General features: G+C 57.4%; 17 protein-coding genes. 3 read left to right on the forward strand and 14 right to left on the reverse strand.

Features of this window, described 5'->3' with window-relative positions:
• Nucleotides 1-23: 23 nt before the first annotated feature.
• Genes FDP08_RS08490 through FDP08_RS08500 form a run of 3 tightly spaced genes read right to left on the reverse strand, consistent with a single transcriptional unit; the run spans nucleotide 24 to nucleotide 1127 of the window.
• The gene (locus tag FDP08_RS08490; protein ID WP_137435540.1) at nucleotides 24-461 is read right to left on the reverse strand and encodes an RrF2 family transcriptional regulator; all 438 of its coding nucleotides are present in this window, start codon (nucleotides 459-461) and stop codon (nucleotides 24-26) included.
• A gap of 29 nt (nucleotides 462-490) precedes the next feature.
• Nucleotides 491-865 carry a YbaN family protein gene (locus FDP08_RS08495; protein ID WP_345789444.1) on the reverse strand — a complete coding sequence of 125 codons (375 nt, stop codon included), beginning with the start codon at nucleotides 863-865 and terminating at the stop codon, nucleotides 491-493.
• A gap of 46 nt (nucleotides 866-911) precedes the next feature.
• Nucleotides 912-1127 carry a hypothetical protein gene (locus FDP08_RS08500; RefSeq protein WP_137435541.1) on the reverse strand — a complete coding sequence of 72 codons (216 nt, stop codon included), beginning with the start codon at nucleotides 1125-1127 and terminating at the stop codon, nucleotides 912-914.
• Between the two features lie 217 nt (nucleotides 1128-1344).
• Here FDP08_RS08500 and FDP08_RS08505 point away from each other — a divergent pair, with 217 nt between their 5' ends.
• The 3 genes from FDP08_RS08505 to moaA all read left to right on the forward strand — a co-directional run bounded on the left by FDP08_RS08505 (nucleotide 1345) and on the right by moaA (nucleotide 5278).
• Nucleotides 1345-3636 carry a nitric-oxide reductase large subunit gene (locus FDP08_RS08505; protein WP_137435542.1) on the forward strand — a complete coding sequence of 764 codons (2292 nt, stop codon included), beginning with the start codon at nucleotides 1345-1347 and terminating at the stop codon, nucleotides 3634-3636.
• A 60-nt stretch (nucleotides 3637-3696) separates the two neighbouring features.
• Nucleotides 3697-4179 carry a hemerythrin domain-containing protein gene (locus FDP08_RS08510; RefSeq protein ID WP_137435543.1) on the forward strand — a complete coding sequence of 161 codons (483 nt, stop codon included), beginning with the start codon at nucleotides 3697-3699 and terminating at the stop codon, nucleotides 4177-4179.
• A gap of 106 nt (nucleotides 4180-4285) precedes the next feature.
• Nucleotides 4286-5278 (forward strand): GTP 3',8-cyclase MoaA, encoded by a 993-nt coding sequence (moaA, locus tag FDP08_RS08515; protein ID WP_137435544.1) that lies wholly within the window; start codon nucleotides 4286-4288, stop codon nucleotides 5276-5278.
• Nucleotides 5279-5350: 72 nt separating this feature from the next.
• Here moaA and FDP08_RS08520 read toward each other — a convergent pair whose 3' ends face one another.
• From FDP08_RS08520 to narJ, 11 genes are all read right to left on the reverse strand, one after another.
• Nucleotides 5351-5902 carry a nitrous oxide reductase accessory protein NosL gene (locus FDP08_RS08520; protein ID WP_137435545.1) on the reverse strand — a complete coding sequence of 184 codons (552 nt, stop codon included), beginning with the start codon at nucleotides 5900-5902 and terminating at the stop codon, nucleotides 5351-5353.
• A 13-nt stretch (nucleotides 5903-5915) separates the two neighbouring features.
• Entirely contained in the window at nucleotides 5916-6746 is an 831-nt protein-coding gene (locus tag FDP08_RS08525) for an ABC transporter permease (RefSeq protein WP_137435546.1), read from the reverse strand.
• The gene (locus FDP08_RS08530; protein WP_137435547.1) at nucleotides 6743-7675 is read right to left on the reverse strand and encodes an ABC transporter ATP-binding protein; all 933 of its coding nucleotides are present in this window, start codon (nucleotides 7673-7675) and stop codon (nucleotides 6743-6745) included. The genes FDP08_RS08525 and FDP08_RS08530 overlap by 4 nt, the downstream gene beginning before the upstream one ends.
• A complete protein-coding gene (locus FDP08_RS08535) occupies nucleotides 7675-8940 on the reverse strand; it encodes a nitrous oxide reductase family maturation protein NosD (RefSeq protein ID WP_137435548.1) in 1266 nt (421 codons plus the stop codon). The genes FDP08_RS08530 and FDP08_RS08535 overlap by 1 nt, the downstream gene beginning before the upstream one ends.
• Before the next feature lie 226 nt (nucleotides 8941-9166).
• On the reverse strand, nucleotides 9167-11062 hold the full coding sequence (gene nosZ, locus FDP08_RS08540) for a TAT-dependent nitrous-oxide reductase (protein ID WP_137435549.1): 1896 nt from the start codon (nucleotides 11060-11062) through the stop codon (nucleotides 9167-9169).
• Nucleotides 11063-11126: 64 nt separating this feature from the next.
• Nucleotides 11127-13262 carry a transcriptional regulator NosR gene (gene nosR / locus FDP08_RS08545; protein WP_137437261.1) on the reverse strand — a complete coding sequence of 712 codons (2136 nt, stop codon included), beginning with the start codon at nucleotides 13260-13262 and terminating at the stop codon, nucleotides 11127-11129.
• Between the two features lie 183 nt (nucleotides 13263-13445).
• On the reverse strand, nucleotides 13446-13847 hold the full coding sequence (locus tag FDP08_RS08550) for a ribonucleotide reductase subunit alpha (protein WP_137435550.1): 402 nt from the start codon (nucleotides 13845-13847) through the stop codon (nucleotides 13446-13448).
• 23 nt (nucleotides 13848-13870) lie between these two features.
• Nucleotides 13871-14620 carry a Crp/Fnr family transcriptional regulator gene (locus FDP08_RS08555; protein WP_137435551.1) on the reverse strand — a complete coding sequence of 250 codons (750 nt, stop codon included), beginning with the start codon at nucleotides 14618-14620 and terminating at the stop codon, nucleotides 13871-13873.
• Nucleotides 14621-14930: 310 nt separating this feature from the next.
• The gene (locus FDP08_RS08560; protein WP_137435552.1) at nucleotides 14931-15737 is read right to left on the reverse strand and encodes a peptidylprolyl isomerase; all 807 of its coding nucleotides are present in this window, start codon (nucleotides 15735-15737) and stop codon (nucleotides 14931-14933) included.
• A gap of 150 nt (nucleotides 15738-15887) precedes the next feature.
• On the reverse strand, nucleotides 15888-16565 hold the full coding sequence (gene narI / locus FDP08_RS08565) for a respiratory nitrate reductase subunit gamma (RefSeq protein ID WP_137437262.1): 678 nt from the start codon (nucleotides 16563-16565) through the stop codon (nucleotides 15888-15890).
• A 23-nt stretch (nucleotides 16566-16588) separates the two neighbouring features.
• Nucleotides 16589-17329 carry a nitrate reductase molybdenum cofactor assembly chaperone gene (gene narJ, locus FDP08_RS08570; RefSeq protein ID WP_137435553.1) on the reverse strand — a complete coding sequence of 247 codons (741 nt, stop codon included), beginning with the start codon at nucleotides 17327-17329 and terminating at the stop codon, nucleotides 16589-16591.
• Nucleotides 17330-17332 lie beyond the last annotated feature (3 nt).

Here is a 17332-nt window from a genome sequence, read left to right on the forward strand (position 1 = left end):
TCAGAAAGGTGGCAGGTCAGGCATCAGGCAATCTGTAACAGCCTGAGTAACTGGGGGCGGTGTTGATCCTGAATCACGTCTGCCAGGGTGTACTTGTCCAGAGTTTCGAGAAAGGCCGTCAGTGCCTCCCCAAGCATGGTCTTCAAGCCACAGACCGGCGTGATCCGACAGGCGTTCTTTGATGAGAAACATTCAACAATATTGAGGTCCTGTTCAGTTTCCCGCACAAGAATGCCAACGTTGATGTCCGCAGGCGCCATCTGCAACCGCATACCGCCTTTCTTACCCCTGACAGTCTCGATGTAGCCCTTTTTGTTGAGCTGATGAACCACTTTCATCAAATGATTCTTGGAGATGTCGTAGCTGTCTGCGATTTCCTGAATCGTTGCCAGTTCGTCACCCTGCACCGCCAGGTAGATCAGAACACGCAGGGAATAATCGGTGTAACGGGTGATATGCATTTACCAACTCCAATACTTCAGATGCATCGTTAGTACGAGGCACGTGTTAAGAGATAACAGGCGAGGCCAAAAAACATCAGTCCTGTCACTACCAGCATCGCCGGTGCCGCGCCGCCGATAAACAGCACGGACCAACTTACACACAGCATCACACAGGCAAGCCATTTTCCCTTGCGGGGAATGGCGCGCCTGCTGCGCCAGTTCTCTATCGCCGGACCAAAAGCCTGGTGATTCTCCAGCCATTCGGCAAAAGCAGGCGAACCCTTACTCGCAGACCAGGCAGCCAGCAAAACAAACGGTGTGGTCGGCAACAGTGGCAACACAACACCGATAGCAGCCAATGCGATACTTGTATACGCAAGGATCTGGAAACCGGTTCTTCCGGACAATGGAACCATCAGCATCTTCTCTCGAGAACGACAGTAAGATATGTCGTCATTCTACCTTTAATCAGTGTACGGGTCTTCCCAGTTGTTTCAGTGACACCAGCCTGGTGACGTATGAAATCTTGATGCCGGTGGCAAACAACAGGGTTCCGATGTGGGCGATGATCTGTCCGGCCATGGGCAGAGAACTGGCAAACGGATAGGCGAGCAGAATAGTGGCCAGCAGCCCAACGGTCGACGCGAGCATGGCGCCATTTGCGAAACCGAGTAGCTTCTCCATCCCTCCCCTCCTATAAATTATCTGGAATACATCTTTAATATATTCCCAACTGCTCAGAATTTCAACAGCCAGAATGACATCCCTCATACTGCCCTATTTCCCGAAGGCATGAAGAATACCACCCTGTAGTTACCTCTCAGAAAATGCTGCAAGCCCGTTACATTTTATTTTTATAGATGTATTATATCTACATCTTTAAACCAGAGAGGAGCTGACCATGGCCAAATACCGTCGCCTATGGTTTCTGTTAATTGCCATCGTGGGGGTTACCTTCACGTTACTGGGCTATTTCGGCGCGGAAGTTTACCGCGCCGCGCCGCCCATTCCTGATCAGGTCGTGTCTGCCAACGGCGACACCCTGATGACCGAGGAAAGCATTCTCGACGGCCAGACCGCCTGGCAGTCCGTGGGTGGTATGCAGCTTGGGTCGATCTGGGGCCACGGGGCCTACCAGGCACCGGACTGGACCGCCGACTGGCTGCACCGGGAACTGGAAACCTGGCTGCAAATCGCCGCTCAGGAAGAATACGGGCAGGACTGGCACAGCCTCACCGGGCAACAGCAGAACGCCCTGCAGTACGACCTGAAGACCGAGTACCGCACCAACACCTACGATGACGCCACCGGCACCCTGCATCTGTCTGAACGAAGGACTGCTGCGATCAACGAGACCGCCGACTACTACAGCCGGCTGTTCAGCGACGCACCGGAGCTGCAGTCAACGCGCTCAAACTACGCCATGAAGGAAAACACCCTGCCCAGTGCCGAGCGCCGCGAGCGGATGACCGAGTTCTTCTTCTGGACAGCCTGGACTGCTGCCACCGAGCGCCCGGACAGCGATGTCACCTACACCAATAACTGGCCCCACGAGCCACTGATTGACAACACGCCGAGCGCAGAGAACGTGGTCTGGTCGTTAATCAGCGTGGTGCTGCTGATTGCCGGCGTTGGTGGTCTGATCTGGGCCTGGGCCTTCCTGCGCAAAGAAGATGAGGAGCCGCAAGCCCCGCTCAAGGATCCGCTGAGCGCCGTTGGGCTTACGCCTTCCCAGAAGTCATTGGGCAAATACCTGGTACTGGTCGTTGGCCTGTTCACCTTTCAGGTGATGCTCGGCGGCTTTACCGCGCATTACACGGTGGAAGGTCAGAGCTTCTACGGTATCAACACCTCCGAATGGTTCCCCTACTCCCTGATGCGCACCTGGCATATTCAGGCCGCCATGTTCTGGATCGCCACCGGCTTCCTGGCCGCCGGCCTGTTCCTGGCTCCCATCATCAATGGCGGCAAGGACCCGAAATTCCAGAAACTGGGTGTCGACGTGTTGTTCTGGGCCCTTGTGGTTGTGGTTGCCGGCTCATTCATCGGCAACTTCCTGGCTATCGCTCAGATCATGCCAGCCAACCTCAGCTTCATGCTGGGCCACCAGGGTTATGAGTACGTGGACCTTGGGCGCCTGTGGCAGATTGGCAAGTTCCTCGGCATCGTGTTCTGGCTGGTGCTGATGCTGCGCGGCATTGTTCCCGCCCTGCGCCAGCCCGGTGACAAGAACCTGCTGGCCCTGCTGACCGCCTCGGTCGTTGCCATCGGCCTGTTCTATGGCGCCGGCTTCTTCTACGGTGAGCGCACTCACATCTCCATCATGGAATACTGGCGCTGGTGGATTGTCCACCTGTGGGTTGAAGGCTTCTTTGAAGTGTTCGCCACCGCTGCGCTGGCTTTCATTTTCTGCAGCATGGGCCTGGTGTCCCGCACCGTGGCTACGTCCGCCAGCCTGGCTTCTGCCAGCCTGTTCATGCTCGGTGGTGTACCGGGAACCTTCCACCACCTGTACTTCTCCGGCACCACCACACCGGTGATGGCGGTAGGCGCCACCTTCAGTGCCCTCGAAGTTGTGCCACTGGTCGTACTCGGCTATGAGGCATGGGAGAGCTGGCGTTTGAAGTCCCGCGCGCCCTGGATGGAAAACATCCGCTGGCCGCTGACCTTTTTCGTGGCGGTTGCCTTCTGGAACATGCTGGGTGCAGGCGTACTCGGGTTCATGATCAACCCACCGATCGCGCTGTATTACATCCAGGGCCTGAACACAACGCCCACCCACGCCCACGCAGCTCTCTTCGGCGTCTACGGATTCCTGGCCCTGGGCTTTGCCCTGCTGATTCTGCGCTACATCCGCCCACGCATCGTCTTTGACGAGCGGCTGATGAAAGTCGGCTTCTGGTGGCTGAACATTGGCCTGGTACTGATGCTGTTCACCAGCCTGCTGCCCGTCGGCATCATCCAGTTCGTGGCCAGCGCCAGTGAAGGGCTGTGGTACGCGCGTAGTGAAGCCTTCATGCAGAGCGATATCCTGCAGACCCTGCGCTGGGTCAGAACCATCGGCGATGTGGTCTTCATCGTCGGCGCCCTGGCAGTGACCTGGCAGGTAGTGAAGGGGGTCTTCTTCCCGGATCTGGAGCCGGTCACCCTCGAAACTGACGAGCAAGGTGCTGCCAGCGATCTGAGCGCCTGATTCAGCAGAGCCCCGGCCAGGGAGGGCCGCTCTGCGCAACCCTAACCAAGGAGTGCTGTCATGACAATTGCTGAAACTATGACCCAGGCATCCAACGAAGAACTGATCGAACATATCCTGACCCGTTTCCACGACACCCACCGGGAGCAGTTACCGGAACTGATCCAGCTCTCCGAGAGAGTAGAAAGGGTTCACGGCGGCCATACCGCCTGCCCGGCCGGACTTTCGGCCCACCTCGGGCAGATGGCTGAAGAGCTCGAGGCCCATATGGCCAAGGAAGAGCAGATTCTGTTTCCCATGATTACACGTGGAATGGTCGCCATGGCCGGCGGCCCTGTATCGGTGATGCGGCATGAGCACGAGGATCACGGCTCCGCGCTGGAAGAACTGGAGCGGCTCACCAATGGCCTGACCTTGCCGGACGGCGCGTGCGGAAGCTGGCAGCGTCTCTACCAGGGACTCGCGACCTTCCGCGACGACCTGAAAGCCCACATACAGACTGAGAATGACCTGCTGTTCAGCCGCATTGATGGTGGAAACTGAGAGGGGGATACTCCCGCGGGGGTATCGGATTCGACAGGCTGTTTTGCCATAATTGAGCTACACTCTCGAGTGAGAGCTCATACAGCGAAGGACAGGAACGATTCCCATGCCCCAAGCCAAGCTGACCGACCGATTTGGCCGCACTGTCAACTACGTGCGTCTGTCTGTCACTGACCGCTGCGATTTTCGCTGTGTTTACTGCATGGCGGAGGAGATGACCTTCCTGCCCCGCCAGCAGGTACTGACCCTGGAAGAGATTGCCCGCGTGGCAAGAACCTTTGTTTCCCTCGGCACGGAAAAAATCCGGCTGACCGGGGGCGAGCCCCTGGTGCGCAAGGACATTCTGCAGCTGGTGAAGGAAATCGGCAGCTACGGCCTGCGGGATTTTGCCATGACCACCAATGGCAGCCAGCTGCCGACCATGGCGGAACCGCTGCGCAAGGCCGGGCTCAAGCGGCTGAACATAAGCCTGGATTCACTGGATGCCGACAAATTTCACCGGATCACCCGTACCGGTCGGCTAAGCCAGGTGCTGGATGGGATTGATGCTGCCAAGGACGCCGGTTTTGAGGGTATCAAGCTCAACACGGTGGTGATGAAAGGTGGCAACGATCAGGAAGTGCCGGAGCTGGTGGAGTTTGCCCGCAAGAAGAAGCTGGACATTACCTTTATCGAGGAAATGCCGCTGGGTGAGATTTCTGACCATGACCGCGGTCAGGTGCTGTGCACCAGCGATGAAGTTCGCGACATTATCAGCCAGCGACATGAGCTGATACCCACGCCTGAAGACTCCGGTGGTCCTGCCCGCTATTACCGGATGCCGGACAGCGATTCCCGTGTCGGTTTTATTTCACCTCATTCCCACAATTTCTGTTCAACCTGCAACCGCGTTCGCGTGACGGTAGAGGGTCGCCTGCTGCTTTGCCTTGGCAATGAGCATTCGGTGGACTTGCGCCGTGTTCTGCGCGGCCATCCTGTGACCAATGACAAGCTGCGTGAAACCATCATCAATGCCATGGATCTGAAACCTGAGCGGCATCACTTCTCCAGTGAGGGGGATGTGCAGATTCTTCGGTTTATGAATATGACTGGCGGTTGAGACTCTGGCTCTGAGTTAACACTCGGAGGTGACGCCCGGAAGTGGGTGGGCCCTCCGGGATACGCTGTGAATTCAGTGATTGCCGTCGTGACTGCCCATTTCCATATTTTGGTCTGACATGTCCCGGGCCAGATGATCCATGGTCACATCATTGAACTGAACGACTTCTCCCCCGAACTCGTCTGCAAAGTCGTTTGCCGACTCTTCACTGGCAAACGACGCCAGCGTGGGGCCCATGGCACCCGTGCGTTCTGATCCAACGACAAAGTAAGCTTCCCGCGCATCGATCAGGGCGGTGTCGTCCGGGTGTTCCCAGTCGGTTTGTGCCATGTCGTGTACGTAAAGGGTGTGGTCGCGTTTGGCATTTTCGGGCTGCAGTACCCAGGAGAACATGTCGCGGGTTGAACAGAATTTGTTCACTTTCTGCTCCCTGGCGGTTATGGCTTCACCTTTCGGGCCGGGGAAACGGGTGATGGCCATGCCACAGACATGGCATTCGTCGCCGGATTCGATGTGGACCGGATCGGGCTTTTCGGTGACCTGTTCTTCAGTTTCGGAGCAGCCGGCCAGGAAAATGGCAAACATTACCGCCACCGACAAAGTTTTAACATTAATAGTATTCATGACGATCTCCGGATCAGATTCGGCGGCGACGGAACAGGGCCCAGGCACCGGTAAGGGGAATAACAAACCACAGCACCAGGGCGAACCACATTCCGGCCGGGCCAATGGGCAGGTCTGCACCGAGGCTCAGCACGCCGCTTAGCTGTGCGCCCTCGCCGAAGGCAACGATGTTGAGCAGGCGGTAGATGTCGGTGGGGTTGAGCATCAGCAGCCAGGGCAGCAGCTCGGGGCTGAGTTTGCCTTCACTGGCTACCAGGATACCCAACAGCATCAGGTCGAAGACCAGCACAAAGAAAAACCAGACACCCAGGGCCAGGCCGGCTGCTACAGGCTTTTCGCTGACCCGCACGCTGATCAGGTACGCCAGCGCGATGAAACCCCAGCCGAGCAGAATGGTGGAGACGATAAACCGGAACATGGCTGCGGCCAGGGCGCCAACGGCCACGTCTTCCACCAGCAAGGCAATGGCGATGCCGGCAACACCGAAGCCGATCAGAGTGGCAAACGCCAGCGTCAGGCCATGGCCGAGGAATTTGCCGAATAGTAGCTGGCCACGACTGAGTGGATACGTCATCAGCAGCAGTAACGTGCCGCCTTCTTCCTCACCGACGATGGCATCATAGGCCAGTAACAGCGCAATCAAGGGAATCAGAAATATACCCAGGCTCGCCAGGCTGGCAATCGTGGCAGGAGTGGAGGCGTAACCCACCTGCCCCGATGCCGCTGCGCCAAACCAGGCGATGCCCAGAGCCAGTACGGCAAACACCAGAGCAATGGCAATGAGCCAGCGGTTGCGCAGGCTGTCACTGAGCTCCTTGCGGGCGATGGTCCAGATGCTGTTCACTGGGCGCCTCCACGGTGGGCGAGGCCACCGGAGCCGATAAAGTGCACGTACACATCCTCCAGTGTGGGCTGGTGAATACCCAGATCCCGAACCTCCCCGGAGCTCAGCAGGTCCTGAATCAGCGCCATTTTCTCCGAAGGGCGGACATCCACCTGCAGGCGGCCGTTGTCTTTCTTGATCATCAACCCATTACCCGCTGATGAGGCTTCAATCACTTTCTCCAGGGCGGATGAACCATTTGCAGGCTCAATCGACAGCGTCACCGACATATTTGCCTGCCGACGCAGGGACACCAGGTCGCCAACAGCCTTAAGGGCACCATCCGTAAGAATCGCCGCCCGATCGATATAGGGCTCCACGCCCGGCAGCACGTGGGAGCAAAGAACAATGCCCGTGCCCTCGTCCCGTAATTTACGCAACAACCGGTACAGGTCTGCTGTGGCCACCGGGTCCAGTCCCACCGTGGGTTCATCCAGCATCAGCAATTTCGGCTTGCCCAGAAGAGCCTGGGCCAGTCCCAGCCGCTGACGCATACCCTTGGAGTAGGTTTTCACCCGCGCATTCATAGCATCGCCAAGGCCCACCTGCTCCAGCAACTCCGGCACCTGTTTCAGGGGCGCCCCTTTGAGCCGGGCAAAGTGGTTAAGGATTTCCCGCCCGGTCAGTTGCGGGTAGAACATCACATTCTCCGGCAGGTAACCAATATGTTGACTGACGTGAGGGTCGCCCGCCTCGCCGTCAAGCACCGACACCTTGCCTTTGGTCGGCGTCATCAGGCCCAGGATCAATTTGATGCTGGTGGTTTTGCCTGCGCCATTGTGACCAAACAGCCCAAGAATCTCACCGGGTTCCAGGCGTAGATCAACACCATTCAGTACCAGTGCCTTGTCGTACCGGTAACTCACATTCTCAAGACGGAAACAGCTCATCAGGACTCCGGTTTTAACGTTTCGGGCTGGCGCATCAGCGGGTGCGAATCGCTGACTCCGGCGGCTTTGACCACGGGAAATGCATCCTGTACCCAGCGCAGGGTATCCACAGCCGGGCTGAACATCAGCACCTTGGCCTCCGGGTAGGTCCACAGCAGGCGGTCCACATTGTCATTGGGCTCATAGGCCACATCGCCAATGCCATTCTGGTTGCGATCCCACCCAAGATAGTCACTCCAGTAGTTGCCCCGCCCTTCCTTTGACCATTCCTGAGTGCGGGTGGCCACATACTTCACCTGGCGCTGGTTGTTCACAAAGGCATTCCCGAACATCTCGTTATCCTCAGAGCCGGCCGTAAGATGAATGCCGATGTTGCTGTCGGCAAACAGATTGCCTTCAAATGTGTTGTACAGGGAGTTATAAATGAACACCGCCTTGCCCTCGGCCCCCTCAATCGCCACACCGCCAGTGCGCCCCTGGGACACTCCGGTTACCACATTGCCCCGCAGCTCCGACTGGGTAATGAAATTCATAAGAATCCCATAGTTCTCATCATTAACCGACCGGTTATTGATTACCTTCAGCCGCTTGCTCTGCATCAGCGCATAACCGGTCCGCGTGCTCCGGGTGACGTTGTCCTCCAGCAGGTTATTCATCGAATACATGTAATGAATGCCATAACGCAGCTCCGACATCTCGTTGCCCCGGATCGTATTGTTATTCGCCGTCTCGATATAAATCGCGTCCCGCGTCTGACGAATATTATTGCCCTCAATCAGCGCTCCGGTGGTATTGAACAGATGAATTCCGTTACCCCGGTCATTCGGACGCATACTCGAATCGCCGCGAATTGTATTATTTCGCACTGTCACATCCGGCGTGGCGTCCAGCCATACCCCGAACGCGGGCCCCTGCAGACGATTATCGGCAACCACCGCACCCCTGGCCTCCCGGGCCACAAAAATCCCCGCATCCAGCTCATTCAGGTTGCTACCCCAGTTCCGCACCGCACATCCCGAAAACGTCACCTCCTCGGCAACAATATCCACAGCATTCCCCTGCCCGCCACCATCAATCACTGTGTCAGGATGACAGGACACGGTCACGCCGGGCACCCGGATGGCCAGAGGCGAAACTTGCTCGGGGGGAAGCTCGAAAGACGCGCCAGGTTCCAGGGCATCAAGCTGTGTCTGCAGGCCCGCGTTCGCGGTGAGCGACAACAGAGCGACGGTCAGGGCCACTCCGTAACGCAAAAGTGAATACATCAATGTCTCTCTAGAAAACGAAAAGTTGCAGAAGACTGCACTCAAGCCTGGCAAGCCAAGAGGGAAGCCCTTTCCAAAACTGTGCGGAGCCATGGATGGCGGAGCCCAAGCGCCTCAGGGATGGGCCGCCAGGAGCGTGTTTTGGAAAGGGCTTCCCTCTTGGTTTGCTTCTCCGAAGTCAGAAACCACCAGGACCCCCGAAGGAGCCCTGGTGAAAGAGAGCCTATCAGGCCTTCTCGACAAGCATACGCCCACGCATCTCCATATGCAGCGCATGACAGAACCAGTTGCAGTAGTACCAGTGAACCCCCGGCTGATCCGCCACAAAGGTCACCGAAGCCGTCTGCTGCGGACTGATCTCCATGCTCACGCCATGATTCACCATACAGAAACCGTGAGTCACATCCTCAATGGTGTCCAGGTTGGTCACGTACACCGTTACCTCATCGCCCTGCTTCACCTTGAACTCAGTCATCCCGTACTGCGGCGCAACCGAGGTCATGTATACACGAACCTTGTTGCCATCACGGATAACCTTGTTGTCGGCTTCCAGAGTGATGCCGTCCTCCTGCGCCTGCTCCCGGGCAGAAGCAAAGTATGGATCGTCACGGGTGTAGATCTTCTGCGTCTTGATCTGGTCACGACGCACCAGGATGCAGTCATGGGGCTCTGCGAATGTCGGGCCGTCGTGCACCAGCTTCATTTCCTCGCCGGAAATATCGATCAGCTGGTCGTTCTCAGGGTGCAACGGGCCACACGGCAGGAAGCGGTCTTTCGAGAACTTCGACAACACCACCAGCCATTTGCCATCTGCGTCGCGGGACTCGGTCAGCGATGCGTGGTTGTGGCCCGGCTGATAGTGAACATCCAGCTTCTGACGGATGTAGTTCACATCTTCGCCGTTGTAGTGCTTGATGGCGTCGGCAATATTCCACTTACACACCTGGCTGTCGATAAACAGCGTTGTGTAAGCATTGCCACGACCGTCATAGGTGGTGTGCAGCGGCCCGAGACCCAGCTCTGGCTCACCGACCACGGTGTCGCGGGGCTCGATCTTGTCCTCGAACAGATCGTCCAGCTTGTCGATCGCAATAATAGTGGCCGTCGGTGACAGCTTACCGTTGGCAATAAAGTACTTGCCGTCCGGAGAGGTATTGAGGCCATGCGGGTTCTTTGGAACCGGGATGTAACGGGTCAGTTCCGAGCCTGCACGACCGTCTACCACCGGCACCTTGGAGTCACCCAGGGTCTTGTAGTCGCCATTCTTCACCGCCTGCTCAATACGCTCAATATTGAACACCACGGCCCAGTCGCGGTCGTTGCGCATAGTACCGGCCAGGTCGAGCGCCTTCTCGGAGTTGTAGCAGGTGGAACAGGCGTATTTGCCGGTGTAGTCCGCATCGGTATTGTCCAGATTACCGTCGACAATCACCTGGAAGGCAACTTCCATGGTCTCCGCGTCCACCGCATTGAACATGGTGAAACTATTCTCCAGGCTGGTGTCGCTGCCGTCGTTTGGATGCGGGATCACATACTCGGCGTTACAGAATACGTATTTGGTTTTCGGTACCTTCTGCAGACGCAGACCATGGATCGCCTGAACATTGGGAATGGTGGTGATTTTGTCACACTTCATGATATCCAGACGGATACGGGCAACCCGGGTGTTGGCCTTATCGTTGATGAACAGATATTTGCCGTCGTAGCGGCCATCGGTCATGGAGATGTGCGGGTGGTGGGCGTCACCGTTGGAGAAGCGGCTGCTCTCCCCGAGCACCTCTTTACTCTCGTTTGTGATGCCCCAGCCGGTGGCGGAGTCGACGTTGAACACCGGAATCCGCATCAGCTCGCGCATGGAGGGCACCCCAAGGACGCGCACCTCACCGGAGTGGCCGCCACTCCAGAAACCGTAATACTCATCCAGCTCACCCGGATGTACCGTCCAGTTATTGCGGGCCTCCTCGGCGGCAGCCGCGAAGGACTCCCGGGACATCACTGCCGTACCGAGACCGGTGGCGCCGGCTACGCCGGCCAGCGCCGCAGCACCCATAAACCGGCGGCGGCTCTGGCCGCTTTCCGGAAGCTCCGGTGAATCCTTGGTCAGATCATCTTTCTTTTTCATAACATCCAACTCCGTTATTGGTAATGGCGGTTTTACTTCTCATGCTTTCTTTTTATGGGACGGCTCAAGTCACCTGAACCACCGGAATCTCTTCCGGATGGCCCGGTGCGTTATGACCCCGGCGCTTGCCGCGTCGTTTGACGATCAACGGCGGGCACTTGTGGTCATCGAAATAGGTCATCTGGCAATCCAGGCAGTAATGGCATTCCATGTAATTGATGTGTCCGTCCGGGTGGATGGCCTGAACCTCACACTCGTGATCACATAACCGGCAGGGATTGCCACATTCCTTGCGCCGCTTGAGCCAGTCGAAGACCCGCAGTTTGCTCGGCAACGCCAGCGCAGCGCCCAACGGGCACATGTACCGGCAGAACACCTTGCGGGTAAACAGGTTGACCACCAGCAACAGGACAGCGTAGGTGACAAAGGGCCAACTGCGGTCAAAACGCAAGGTGATGGCAGTCTTGAACGGCTCGATTTCAGCCAGTTTTTCCGCCGTTGCAAGGGAATCCAGCGAGACACCGAAAAGCACCAGAAGAACGATATATTTGATGGCCCATAGGCGCTCATGAATAGGAAAAGGTACCGTGTATTGGGGCACTTTGAGCTTGCGGGCGATTTCGTTCAGCAGTTCCTGCAACGCGCCGAATGGGCAAAGCCAGCCACAGTATACAGCCCGCCCCCACAACAGAACGATACCGGCGACCGTCGCCCAGAGAATGAATATCATAGGGTCAACGAGGAATGTCTCCCAGCGGAACCCGCTGATGAGGCTATTGACGAACGTCAGCACGTTGACAATGGACAATTGCCCCAACGCAAACCAGCCAATAAAGAACAGGGTATAAGTCAGAAAGGCATGGCGTATCCAGCGGGTTATCTTGGGCTTTTTGACCAGCCAGTCCTGGAAGAAAAGGATGAACATCAGTACACCAATGCCAATGCCCAGGACGATGATCTGGAACTGGCGCTGATACCACACCTGCACCCACATGGGCTGGGTTTCCAGCCACTCTTCCTCAGACAGCTCCACCTCTGGCCGGGTGTAATACTGATCCGGCAACTGGTACTCCAGCGGGAAGAGGGCAAACTCGCTGTCGAGCGGACCAGTCTGGCGCTTGATGGAAAGCTCCAGCCACCAGGGTGTGCCCGGGTCGAAGTTGTACTGCTGACGAATGATGAAGATCGCCATTTCGGAAAAATCAGGCATGCCCTCCGCATAAACGTCGCTCAGGCGGTAAAAATCCAGATCCCGGAAGTTGAAGGTGTCGCCGAACTGGCGCACCTGGATGCGATCAAAAATGCCACCACGCACATAGCCTGAGCCCTTGAAGGAATAGTCCCCGCTCGCCATCACTGCAATGGCGTGTTCACCCTCTTTCAGCTCGGACATCAGCCACTGGTACTGGCTTTCACCCAACAGGTTCTTGCCAATTGTGGGCACATTCAGGTAACCGGTGTAGAGGTCAATCAATGCCTCATCGCGCTCGACAGGAGACGCTTCATCAATGCCTTCTGCTGCGGTTCCTTTGAATGCATCGTCCACTTGCCCCCGAGTCACCAGTAATCGGCGCAGCGAGCCCTCCCCGGTCAGCTCTTCCCAGCTTTTTTCTGTAAACTCGCCGGTGCGGATTTCCGCTACTGGAGGCCTGGCATCGCTTCCGCCCTCAACCAGCCCCAGCTCGGCACCCACACGGTGGGCGGTTTTCATGATCACTTCGTTGATCACCATCACCGTAACCGTAGCACCAGACAGGCCGTCCACAGCAACGCGGCGCTCGGTCGACTTACCGCCGACGGTGACCCTCTGGTCCGCCTTAAGGCCAACGTACTGGTCCGTGAACTCGTGCATCTTGATTTCGGGAATGCCGATAAGAAGAATCGGCTCATCGTGGTGTATCACCCGCGCGCCCTCGATCTCGCCCTCGGTGTCCAGTACTACAATGGCGTTCAGGGGCTTACCGGAATAGGCCGGCGTCTGCACGAAATCCAGGGTCTGATAGGCATAACCCAGAAGCTCTTCGCCACGGCGAAGCTCCTGGATGGCGCGGTTATCTTCCCGCGAGGAAATATCATCAACCGAGGGAAAGGCTTTCTGGATCACCTGACGGGCCGCCAGTGGCTCATATTCTTCGGGGGAGCCTGCCATGGCTGCAATTACCGGAATCAGGACCAGACACAGCAATCCCACAATCGACATGGCAGCACGCTGAATAAAATTCACGACCCCCTCCTGAGCACACCTGTATGAAGAGAAAACGAGCGACAGCGGGATACTATTAGCCTGGCGCATTGGGATATTTGATATTTCTCACTGGTGACGGGCTGCTCTTTAAAAAACTAGTCAATAGACCAAAAACTTCAAATACCTTTGGTAACATTATTAACCCAGGGACACGGCCTGGCCCTTTTGGTCCAATGGCAGATAATTCCCCACATGGCCCAGACGGATAGATTCCACCATCATGGTCAGGGGTTGTTGGGCTTCATCGGAAGACGGTTTCATCCCGCCACGGCCAGACATTGCAGCAACAAACACCACATCCCAGGCCTGACCGGTCTGACGGGACTCCTCAACCAGTGCATCAAAGTCACTGACTTCCTCGGGCGCCTTGTCTACGCACACCACGGGCGTCAGGGCGCCGCCTTCGCCATTGGCAAAGCCGGCCTTTTCGGCCTCTGATGCATCGTCCGGCAACTCGGCACGGCAGAATACAAACAACAGGCGCTGGGGCTCGGGTTCAGCATCAGCGGCTTTGAGCAAATCGGTGTAGCTTGCAATCATTTGAGCGTTCCTGCCTTGACTATTTACTGGCTGATCTGGATCAGTCGGGACGGGTCGGTAATGAACAACCGGCTGCGGTTGACCCGAACCAAGCCATTCGCTTTGAGATCTGCCAGGATCCGCGAGAAGGTTTCCGGCTGCATGGCAAGACGAGACGCGACCAGGCACTTGGGCAGCGGCAGTTCCACTTCCCCCCCCTCTTCACCGCCATTGGGCAACAGGTCGATCAGGTAGCGGATCAGCCGGTCACGGGCGTTCTGTACGGTCATGATCTCCAGATCGTGAAAACGGGCCACGGCGCGCCTGGCATAATGGCGTAGTGCCGCCTGGGTATACTCGGGTCTTCTTTCCAGCAGGTCCTGGTAAACCTTGACGGGGATCATCAGTACTTCGCTGGATTTGAGCGCTTCGGCGTAACAGGCGTACCTTGCCGGGTCTGCATAGATCATGACTTCTGCGAAGCAGTCGCCGGGAGCAATACTGTCGAGTGTGCGGTCGATGCCAGAGGCGTCGAGGCGGTACAGGCGCAGCCGTCCGGAAACGACGAAGAAAAAGTGGTGAGCAGGCATGTCCTGGCGGTAGAGCAGCTGGTGATGACCCAGGCGCAGGCGTCTGGACTGTTGCATCAATGCGTTGAGGTCGTCGTCGCTCAGCGAGGAAAAGAGGGCATGCTGGCGCATTGGAGCCAGGCTGTCGTCCTCTTCTATCGGCTTGTTGACGGCAACCAGTACCGGTTTGCTGTAGCGTGTTTCGGCGGTTTGTAATAGTGCCATTTTGTTTGCCCCCTGCATTAATAATGCATTTCAAATCTGGTTTTAATAATAGTGGGGCTTGGGAGGAAAATCGCTCCCCCTATGGGGGTAGTTGGGCGGTTATTACTGAGTAATTGACTTAGCTCAAAGAGGGGGCTTTGCTGCCTGGGTGCTCGCTCTCTTGTTTACTTGGGAGCACAGACCAATGGGCCCCTTCTTCCCAAAACACGCTCAAGCACATCCATGTGGCGCTTGAGCTCCGCCATCCATGGCTCCGCACAGTTTTGGGAAGAAGGGACCCATCGGCCTCCCGGCATTGGAGTTAATCTCTTTACTGCATCAGGGGTGAGTCAGGTATTTCCATGTCCACACCTTCCACACCGGTTTCCGCAGCGAGAACCTGGAGGTACTGGCGGAACGCTCGTCTGGTCACGCTTTCGCTCAGATACTGGCGGATCTGGGGTTTCACATACTCATAGGGCAGCTGTTCGCCATCGATGCGTTGGTCGACGCGGACGAGGTGCCAGCCGTAGCGGGTTTCGATCAACTCGGGGTTGAGGCCTTCCTGCAGGGACAGAACCGGGCGTTCGAACTCGTCGACGGTCTGGCCTTTGCTGATCTGGCCCAGGCTGCCGCCCTGGTGGCGGGATTCGCAGGCGGAGTACTGTTTGGCCAGTTCGGCGAACTGGGCACGGCCGTCGAGTAAGGATGAAAGCAGTTGGCGCCCTGCTTCTTCCTGGCGGATGCGTTCCTGGACGTCGTCCGGGGCCGCGGCGAGGAGTATGTGGCTGACGGCCATCAGGGTCGGGCTGCAGAAGCGGCCGGGGTTGGCAGCGTAGAAGCGTTCGCAGTCCTGCTCGCTGGGGTCGGGGACGTTGAGTTCCTGTTCCAGTACGCGGGCGATGCGGTCTTCTTCGTCGGCGATGTCGTCCAGGTTCAGGCGGCTTGCCTGTTGCAGGAGGAGTTCACGAATAACGAGGCTTTTGGCGGCTTCGTGCCAGGCTTCGGCGACTTCTTCGGCCGGGTGGTGTTGCATTTCCCGGGCGATGTCGTCTTCGCCGATGAGGGTGTCACCCACGTAGACCGGCGGGAACTGGTTTCTGGGTTTTTCGGCTTCGCCGACGGGGATGAGTTGCATGATGGTTACCTTTTGATCTGGGTTTGTCGGATTACGACTTCGTCTAATCCGACCTACGCTCAACGTTCGGGGGCGGGCGGGGGTAGGTCGGATTAGCGTGGCCCCGCCACGCGTAATCCGACACATTTACCGTCACCCCAATTCACACCATCAAGCCCGCTTGCGAACCACCTGGTACTTCCGCCCGAAATACTCCACCGGCACGCTGAGCATGTGCACCAGCCGGGTGAACGGGAACAGCACGAAGATGGTCAGGCCCAGGAAGATGTGGGTCTTGTAGATCCAGTGCACGTCGGCGATGTAGCCGGCCACCCCGCCCTGAAGGGTAACGATACCCTGTGCCCAGGCGGAGAACTTGAGCATGGTGGCGCCGTCCAGGTGCCCCAGGGTGGGCAGGATGGTGAGCATGCCGAGTGCCAGCTGGACCACCAGTATGATGATGATCATATTGTCCGCGAAGGTACTGTTGGCTTTTACGCGGGGGTCGGTCAGCCGGCGCCAGGCCAGCATTCCACCACCGACGATGGCCATCGCACCGGCAATACCACCCACCACGATCGCCATGACCTGTTTTGTTCCCGGTGTCATGAACGGCTCGTAGAGCGCGTGGGGCGTCAGCAGTCCTACCAGGTGGCCGAAGAAGATCACCAGCACACCCACATGGAAAAGCACGCTGGCCATGACCATGTTTTTCTTGCGCAGCATCTGGCTGGAATGGGCTTTCCAGGTGAACTGGCCGTGGTCATAACGTGCCCAGGTACCAATCACCAGGATAGCGATAGCAATGTAGGGGTAGACCCCGAAGAACAGTGTATTGAGATAGGACATCATTTCAGTTTCCTCCCGCGCCCTCAGGCGCCTCCTGCCTGACGGGGCGTTGCATCCGTCATCAGCTGATCGCTCAGGTGAATGGTCTGGGTCTGTTCCAGTTCGCGGCGGCGCTGGCCTACAACGCCTCCGGTACTGCAGGAGCTTCCCTGATCGTCCACAAACTTGACCATTTCCTCTTCCCAGACCTTGTCCAGCGCTTCCGGTGTGTCGTCACGCTCTTCGGAGGCGACAATCTGCGCCAGCTCCTGACGATTCGCCTCGCGCCCGGACAGCACCAGCAGCGAATCCATCAACACGTGGTACAGGCTCTCGCGCTGGTACAGCCTTTCGCCCAGAAGCCCCAGAATATGATGGATGTCTTCCAGCCAGTTCCGGATCTCTTCCCATGGCCGGGTGGAGAGATACTCCAGGAACAGCGGCAGGTAGTCCGGCAGTTCCTTGGCATCGATTTCCAGGCCGTTGGCGCGGTACTGCTCCATCAGGTCCACCATGGCCTGGCCACGGTCACGTGATTCGCCGTGAACGTGCTCGAACAGCAGCAGGGACGTCGCCCTGCCCTTGTCGAAGGTGCCCACGTAGTTTTCCTGCATATCCAGCAGATCACCGTCGCACACCAGGTCGATGCACCTCAGCAGCTGCTCCTTGTTCTGCCGCGGCAGCCGGTTGTCTTCCAGAACGGCGGCTATCAGGGCGTCTTTGGAGGCCTGGAGTTCATCGGTGGGGTACTCGAGCACCCGCGCTATTACTTTTAAAAGTTGCATCCT

The organism is Marinobacter panjinensis, from assembly GCF_005298175.1.
Lineage (GTDB): Bacteria > Pseudomonadota > Gammaproteobacteria > Pseudomonadales > Oleiphilaceae > Marinobacter > Marinobacter panjinensis.

Coding starts and splice junctions, on each gene's coding strand:
- FDP08_RS08555 (WP_137435551.1), bottom strand. CDS start 14,620: ATGGCACTATTACAAACCGCCGAAACACGCTACAGCAAACCGGTACTG.
- nosR (WP_137437261.1), bottom strand. CDS start 13,262: ATGTCGATTGTGGGATTGCTGTGTCTGGTCCTGATTCCGGTAATTGCA.
- FDP08_RS08505 (WP_137435542.1), top strand. CDS start 1,345: ATGGCCAAATACCGTCGCCTATGGTTTCTGTTAATTGCCATCGTGGGG.
- FDP08_RS08520 (WP_137435545.1), bottom strand. CDS start 5,902: ATGAATACTATTAATGTTAAAACTTTGTCGGTGGCGGTAATGTTTGCC.
- FDP08_RS08530 (WP_137435547.1), bottom strand. CDS start 7,675: ATGAGCTGTTTCCGTCTTGAGAATGTGAGTTACCGGTACGACAAGGCA.
- moaA (WP_137435544.1), top strand. CDS start 4,286: ATGCCCCAAGCCAAGCTGACCGACCGATTTGGCCGCACTGTCAACTAC.
- FDP08_RS08500 (WP_137435541.1), bottom strand. CDS start 1,127: ATGGAGAAGCTACTCGGTTTCGCAAATGGCGCCATGCTCGCGTCGACC.
- FDP08_RS08560 (WP_137435552.1), bottom strand. CDS start 15,737: ATGCAACTCATCCCCGTCGGCGAAGCCGAAAAACCCAGAAACCAGTTC.
- FDP08_RS08490 (WP_137435540.1), bottom strand. CDS start 461: ATGCATATCACCCGTTACACCGATTATTCCCTGCGTGTTCTGATCTAC.
- FDP08_RS08550 (WP_137435550.1), bottom strand. CDS start 13,847: ATGATTGCAAGCTACACCGATTTGCTCAAAGCCGCTGATGCTGAACCC.
- FDP08_RS08495 (WP_345789444.1), bottom strand. CDS start 865: ATGCTGATGGTTCCATTGTCCGGAAGAACCGGTTTCCAGATCCTTGCG.
- narJ (WP_137435553.1), bottom strand. CDS start 17,329: ATGCAACTTTTAAAAGTAATAGCGCGGGTGCTCGAGTACCCCACCGAT.
- narI (WP_137437262.1), bottom strand. CDS start 16,565: ATGTCCTATCTCAATACACTGTTCTTCGGGGTCTACCCCTACATTGCT.
- FDP08_RS08535 (WP_137435548.1), bottom strand. CDS start 8,940: ATGTATTCACTTTTGCGTTACGGAGTGGCCCTGACCGTCGCTCTGTTG.
- FDP08_RS08510 (WP_137435543.1), top strand. CDS start 3,697: ATGACAATTGCTGAAACTATGACCCAGGCATCCAACGAAGAACTGATC.
- nosZ (WP_137435549.1), bottom strand. CDS start 11,062: ATGAAAAAGAAAGATGATCTGACCAAGGATTCACCGGAGCTTCCGGAA.